We start from the raw sequence: 7,644 nt of genomic DNA on the forward strand, positions 1-7,644 counted from the left end.
AAGCCTTACTGGTCAAAAGATCACTCTTTTATCCTATTGCCCATAAAATGCTCACCCCATAGGATAATTAATTGTTTCCTAATAAATAATAGCGGTAATGGTTTACAACACTTATGTTTAAATCATTTATTTGAAATGGATGTCAGATTTTTATCATCACTTTTAATGGATATATAACAAAATGAAAAATAATAAGATCTCACCTCTTGTGCTCGCTATTTCAACCCTTTTCAGTTTATCCAGTCTCGCCGCCAGTACGGTGGAACTCACCAAGAGCCATCAAGCACTCTCAACAAATGATCTACAACAGGCATTATCACTGGAAAAAGGCAGTGATTTTATTCCTGTTAAGACCGTCACTCTCAAAAATGCTCAAATCAAGCAACGTCTACAGCAACGCTTTTATGGCATTCCTGTTTTTGGCCATACCCTCAGCGCCAATGTCTCTGCACTCGGTGTCTATTCTAATCTTAACGGAAAGCTGTTAACTCAAATTGAAAAAAACGTCAGTTTTATCACACCAAAATTGACGAAAGAACAAGCATTGACAGCATCAAAACGTCAGACTCAAGATAGTGATAATAGTGCGTTGCCATTCTATAACGAGCAAGCAGACTTATGGATTTACTTAGATGACATAAAGCAAACAAGACTGGTTTATATCACCTCATATGTTCAATATGGTGAGCAGCCCACCCGCCCTTTTAGTATCATTGATGCCCATAGTGGTGAAGTGCTTAAACGGTGGGAAGGCATTAACTATACCGCAATCGGTACGGGGCCTGGCGGTAACCTAAAAACAGGGCAGTATGAGTACGGAACGGATTTTGATTTTCTGGATGTCACCACCGACAACAATCAATGTATTATGGACTCACCCAATGTCAAAACCATCAACTTAAACCATCGCTTTGAAGGTAATACGGCATTTGCATATACCTGCCCACGCAATACCGTTAAATCTGTTAATGGCGCTTTTTCACCACTCAATGATGCCCACTTTTTTGGCAACGTTATCTATAACATGTACAGCGAGTGGTATGATACTGCGCCGCTGAGTTTCCAACTCGCGATGCGCGTCCATTATTCAAAAGGGTTTGAAAATGCCTTTTGGGATGGCAGTGCCATGACATTTGGGGACGGCATGACCCGATTCCACCCCCTTGTGAGCTTAGATGTGTCATCTCATGAAGTCAGTCATGGCGTCACAGAGCAAAACTCTGGCCTGATTTATGTTAATCAGTCAGGCGGCATGAATGAAGCGTTCTCAGACATGGCTGGTGAAGCGGCCGAATTTTACATGCATGGCAGTAACGACTGGCAAGTGGGCGCCGATATTTTTAAAGGCGATGGTGCCTTACGTTATATGAATGACCCCACCCTGGATGGCCGTTCAATCGATCACCCAGAGGATTATTTTGATGGCATGAATGTGCATTACAGCTCTGGGATTTTTAACAAAGCCTTTTATATCTTAGCCACCACCCCTAACTGGGATACCCGTAAAGCCTTTGAGGTAATGCTACTGGCAAACCAAATTTATTGGACCGCCGATAGTCACTTTTGGGATGGCGCTTGTGGAGTTAAAAATGCCGCCTTTGATTTAGGTTATAATGTTGAGGATATTGAACATGCCTTTAATGCAGTTGGGGTGGAACCTTGTATCGCCCCCGAGCCCACCCCTTTACCCGAGCCTATTCCACTGACACTTAACACTCCCATCGACGTATTCGCCGCAACAGGCAATAAAACCTATTACACTTTCCATGTTGATAATGCATCCAATGACATCAGTGTCATGCTGTCTGGGGGAACTGGCGACGCCGACTTATATGTCAGGGCGGGCGAAGCGCCCACTTTTAATCAGTTTGATTGCCGCCCTTATCAATCCGGTAATGAAGAAGCCTGCTATTTGCCCGCATCCCCCTCAGGCACTTATTGGATCATGCTTCACGCTTGGTCCGCCTATGACAACGCCACCTTAGTAGCCCAGTCAACGGCTACGCCTCCCAATCAATTGCCCATTACAAACTTTTCCGCTCACGTGACTTATGGCGTCGCACGTTTCAATAGTCACAGTATTGATAATGACGGTAACATTACCCAATGGTTTTGGGATTTTGGTGACGGCCATCAAGCACAAGGTAAAAATGTGGTTCACAAATATACTCAATCCGGTGAATATCACGTTTCACTTGAAGTAAAAGACAATTTGGGCGACAGTGGCACCCGTGTCCAATCATTTGTGATTTATCTCTCCAACACAAATTTTCCACTACAATAATAGAAAATAAGTCAATCAAAGGCATGCCAGACTATACTGGCATGCCTTGTCTCATTAAGACTTTAAAGGCTTTAAGTTTTTATTATCATAAATCTCTTGTAACAAGGTTTGACTGACTCGGCAATAAGGCAGCTCTGTTCCAGATAATTTACGCTGCAGCTTTGTCTTAAAAGAAGGGTTTTCACACCGATGCTTGGCCCACTCATACAATGACTCTTGCTTAAAACCAATATTTTTCAAACGTAAGTCTTCCACATTGGCTTTATCTAATAGCAACCTAAGGGCTTGTTCATTACCGTAATGAGCGGCAAGAGAAATGGCCGTATTGCCTGACTCATCCTTTATCCCCAAATCTTTAGGTGACATGTGCTCAATGGCGATTTTCTCCAATTCAGGCATTTGTTGGTACACCATGCTCATTAATGCTGTTTGCCCTTGATAATGCTGCCGACTTAAATTATTTGTCGACATGAATTCGGGGGCTTTGACAGATAAATGTTTTACCATGTCATGATTACGCGCCAAAATACTTGGATGAGAAAAACACAAATCCCATACTGTTTGCCCCTTTCCATTGGTTACATAAAAATCCTTTTCCGTCATATTATCCATCAGCATTTGCTTTACATCAGGACGCTGATGACTTAACTGAGCCAAACTTAATGTGGGCTGATAATTTTCAATGAGTGCCATTAACAAAGTATTCTGCGTCTCGGGATCTTTGATGCTTAAGTCAACGACGTGCTGATTTTTAGCCACCAACAATTGAAACATTTCTGGCTGATATAAAGCGACAAAAAGCGGATGCTCCCCTTGCTTATTGCATTGTGATAATGATAATTTCTCTTGAGATAATAGCCATTTCACCATCGCACCATCTTCACTTGAGATAGCCGCAATGAGAGGTGTTTGGCCTTGTTGATTAATTGCGGTGTTTACATCAATATGTGGGTGATGTTTCAGCAATGCATTCAATATGGGATAACCTGCTTTCGTTTGCAGCGTAAATTCAAAACAAGCCGCAAACATTTTTTGAGCAACTGATTTATGATTAAAAGAGAGGTGCTGAATTAAAAAGGTTATCTTCTCAGTCAATGCATGCCGTTTAACCGGATCCATTTCTAAAGAATAAGCTTCTAAGGCATATTGAATGGGTAAACGACCTTGCTTATCTTTCACTTGCATGGCTGTCGGATCAAGCTGTAATAAACGATTTAAGTCATCCACACTTGTACTAGTACTCAATAACGCTTGAGTAAAACCTGAGCGAATATTTTTTTCTTCATCCTGAGAAATCCCAAACTTTTGGACGCCACTCATCGATTCAAGGTAGGCCTTAGTGTCTATTTCAAAGGAGTAAGTTCGATTTCTTCCTTGAGTCTCTTGATAAATTCGAGCCACTTTATTGACATCATTGGCATAAGGCGAAGGGTGATCCCATAGCTTATTGGCTCTGAGCAAAATCTCCTCACAGATCTCAAAATTAGGGATCACTTTTTTATACTCAGCTTGAACGTTTGACTGTAAATATTTACTGGAATCCACGCTTCCCAATAACGCATCCTTCTGGGCGGTATTTAAAACGCTTTTTTTGGTCTCCGCTAAAATAGTCAACATTTGTTGACGCATTGTCTCCCCTTCCATGTTCGTGGTCGGCGGCGCCGTTTTATTGATGGTCACCGCTTTAAAGTGACTGTCTTTATACAGCACAGGTGTTGGCGTTAAGCACCAAGCATCCACCACAATCGCATTATCATCTGGCATCCCTTTTTCATTTAAGTGTCCGATGATCACCACAGAATGATCCCCATCCCATGCCGCTAGATGTATGGGCATGCTGTGCTGCTCAGCCGCTAATTTAACAAACAGTAAGCGACCTACATCACCGCAAAACGAACCTTGAGTCACTCTCGCTCGAAAAACGGCTTGCCCCAACTCATCCCAATGATTATAAGCCGTTTGATTCACCTCACCATTGGCTTTATCAATGAACAAATTTATACGTTTGCCCGCCATCGCATCAATGTAACTTTGACCACTTGTGACTTGAATATGATTTTTTTGATTACCAATATACTCAATTCCCTCATCATATTTTATTGATAAAATCGTTTGCTTGGCTTTGACTAAATGATCCATCAATTCTGTGGATACAGGAATACGTTTAACCTTATCGCCAGTATGAGTTGGCATTAACTCAACAGATTGCTCATCAACATGAAAGTGTCTAACGGGGGATGGAATAAAACGATTTAAATCTGGCATAATGGTAAATATAACGCTCTTAATTAAAATTTAGATATCAAACTTCATTGTCATCAATTTGATGATATAACGGAGTTAATACTTAAGGTTTTTTGACTGATTTGAATGACTCTGGACATCATAATATCCAATTCAAATGGACTAACTTGATAAATACATCGACTTTCATTGTAAGTAAAATAATGCCTATCTGGCGTGATAGCAAAAGCCCCCTCTCTCGTGGCTAAAAAGTTAGCTTCTAATAAAGTTTCATAAACAGACATGCGAGTATTATCATCAAGCACCTGAATATAGCTAACAATATGCACAGTTTGTGTTTCTTCTAAATAAATAAGGTGCATATCAAATTGATTATTCACTCGACATGACGCACAATTATTCATCACTATGAGTTCGGCATTCTTTGATAGCTTATTCAATTCACCAATTAATGTTTCAAAAATAGTACTAGTATATAAATCGTTCAAATTTAATTTATAGATGATTGATTTTAAATTATTTTATTTGTAAGCGTTATCACAAGTCAAACCTTATTCAATAAAAATAAAGTAACTGTTTTTATTTCAAACGAATATTGATTAAAAAGAAACATTTTAAAAAAATGTAAGCATTGTAATAAACAGAATAGTAACAAGGCTTACCTATTAAATAATAACGTTATTCAGTTCATTGAAACGCCAACTTTACTGCTTGTTTCTAAATCCACTTGGTATAGTCCACTAAATACAATAGAAAAAAACTGCCCCAATGCATTCACATCGATAGCATTGGCACTTACATCAATATTGATATAATTGCATTTTTTCGTATCAAAGTTATATTGCATAAATTGAGAACTATTCAACAAAAGTGCATTATTCTCTTTATTAAAAGAAAGAGAATATAAAATATCATCATCAAAAACCCTCCCTTCACATGAATCAAATGTTTTTACTACTTGATTTGTTTTTAAATCCAATTGTAAAACATGGTTTCGATTTTCACTGATCATATAAATAACTTGGTTTTCTTGATCTAAACTAGCCGTATTAATGCCTTTTAAATCTTCAACTAATACAGATGAAGTAATTAAACTTCTCTCACCTGTGGATAAATCAATGGCTAATAAGTTTCCTATCGAGCTATCAAATGCTAATAATCGATTATTTTTATTATCTAGCATAATACTGCTTAAATTGTTAAATAAAATACCTCCTCCATTAAAATGACTGGTTAATATAAATTGAGCCTTCTTATTTAAATCAATCGCTATCACTTTCTCATAGTTGTTTACATAGATAATTTGTGAGTCCTGGTCAAAGACCATCCCATATAAGTCCCAATAGGACACTCCATCTAATTCAAAAATATTTTTTCTTAACCCAGTGTTCAAATCAATTTCCATTAATTTAACCGTACCACTATTGTCATCATATTTATTTAAGGTATAAGCAATATTTTTATTATCATCAATAGCAATATTATAAGGGAATACTAATAAGTCCCCCCCTCCCACATTATCACTGATAAATTTAGACCGTTCACCTGACTTCAAATCTACTTGCATTAATATATTTAAGTCATGATCACTTAAATAAAGTTGGTTATTGACAACATCAATATCAGTATAGTTTATTTGTTGAATAGCTAAATCACCTACATCTTCATCTTCATCTTCATCTTTAGATACTATAGATACAATCCCTGTTTCTAAATTAATATTCTCAATACTGTCCCTACCAGAAACAACCACATTATTATTATCTACATTAATATTCATCATATTTAAGCTAGTATAAGTCTCTAAAGGCCACATATTGATGCCATCATAATCAATAAACAATAAACGACTTCCGAGCCAATTATCATCAAATACCACAAATCCATAGGAAGAGTAAGCAAAATCATGAGTATAGACATATTGATTATTAAGTGTTTTCTCATCAAACACTACAACGAACTCCATAGTATCCATATTGAGCTTTAACATCATATTCTTAATGGAAGATGTTCCATCATCTAGTAGATACTTGAATAAAATGAATAGCGCTTCTTTATCTTGTGAAAAATCGACTCTATGAACCCACCCATAAGACCATAAGTCAGTATCAACCGCTAGCGTATAATTCATCAGTAATTCACTTTGAGCAGTGACTGGAGAGATAGCAACCACTCGTAACTCATATTCCTCATTGTCAACATATAAAATGCTGTCCGTTTTCTCTTGATAACTAATTGGAATGTTATATGAACTAATTCCAGAAGCCTTAAAACGAGAAATGGCTTTTGTTACTAAATCAACTTCAAAAAACTCTCCCGCTCCTTCGTGAATAAACATACGACTAGACATATTATCAATCACAAATGGGCTATTGGCTGAAATAGATTCATTCATAATGGTCAATTCAGCCGCTTTTGTATTAATATTCCGGTATATATCTTCAGTTTCAATTAACACAGTTTCATCAACCGGCGACATATAATTGATCTGCCACTTAGCGGATTTATGGTCAATATCTTCACTAAAAATGAGTTCGGCATCCACACCATTCACTCTCACGGCTTTCACACCCGCAATATCGTCAACCCTTCCTTTTATCGTAATTTGCTGTCCATCGGCTCTCGATGTTTTCACTGGAAACTCAACAATAACATTGGGCGCATCAGTATCATTCGGAAATAATTTTGTAAAAATAACATTCACTGCACAATCGCTAGATACCTTATCTATGGTATAAATACTCCCACTCAATACGCCTTCACAACCTGATACTTGGTCTATTTCATAGCCATCATTTTGGGTAATCGTGAAAACAGTGGAGTCTTTACCATCGGTATAAACAATATCAGGTGCAATATTGCCGCCTTCATTGATCACTGTCGTCACAGTATATTGAACTTTTTGCTCTTCATCATTTGCACTGTCATCAGAGCCTCCTCCACAGGCACTTAATATTGTACTGAGTAATAATAAAATTAATAATTGATTTTTTTTCATGACATTCCCTTGCCTTAATATCCACAATAACTCACTAAATAACTAAATAACTAAATAACTAAATAACTAAATAACTAAATAACTAAATAACTAAATAACTAAATAACTAAATAACTAA

4 protein-coding genes are annotated in these 7,644 nt (G+C 37.5%); 1 reads left to right on the forward strand and 3 read right to left on the reverse strand.

Annotated features, from left to right (window positions below; translation table 11 throughout):
• Window positions 1-181 precede the first annotated feature (181 nt).
• Window positions 182-2,284, forward strand: a complete 2,103-nt coding sequence (locus Q0976_RS07245; protein WP_299492492.1) for a M4 family metallopeptidase — start codon at window positions 182-184, stop codon at window positions 2,282-2,284.
• Between the two features lie 54 nt (window positions 2,285-2,338).
• On the opposite strand, the gene Q0976_RS07250 is transcribed toward Q0976_RS07245, so the two are convergent.
• The 3 genes from Q0976_RS07250 to Q0976_RS07260 all read right to left on the reverse strand — a co-directional run bounded on the left by Q0976_RS07250 (window position 2,339) and on the right by Q0976_RS07260 (window position 7,526).
• Complete coding sequence (locus Q0976_RS07250; protein ID WP_299492494.1) at window positions 2,339-4,549, reverse strand: ankyrin repeat domain-containing protein; 2,211 nt, start codon at window positions 4,547-4,549, stop codon at window positions 2,339-2,341.
• Window positions 4,550-4,602: 53 nt separating this feature from the next.
• The gene (locus tag Q0976_RS07255) at window positions 4,603-5,016 is read right to left on the reverse strand and encodes a hypothetical protein (protein ID WP_299492496.1); all 414 of its coding nucleotides are present in this window, start codon (window positions 5,014-5,016) and stop codon (window positions 4,603-4,605) included.
• A 194-nt stretch (window positions 5,017-5,210) separates the two neighbouring features.
• On the reverse strand, window positions 5,211-7,526 hold the full coding sequence (locus Q0976_RS07260; protein ID WP_299492497.1) for a hypothetical protein: 2,316 nt from the start codon (window positions 7,524-7,526) through the stop codon (window positions 5,211-5,213).
• Between the last annotated feature and the right edge of the window lie 118 nt (window positions 7,527-7,644).

It is taken from the genome of uncultured Shewanella sp. (assembly GCF_947501665.1).
Lineage (GTDB): Bacteria > Pseudomonadota > Gammaproteobacteria > Enterobacterales > Shewanellaceae > Shewanella.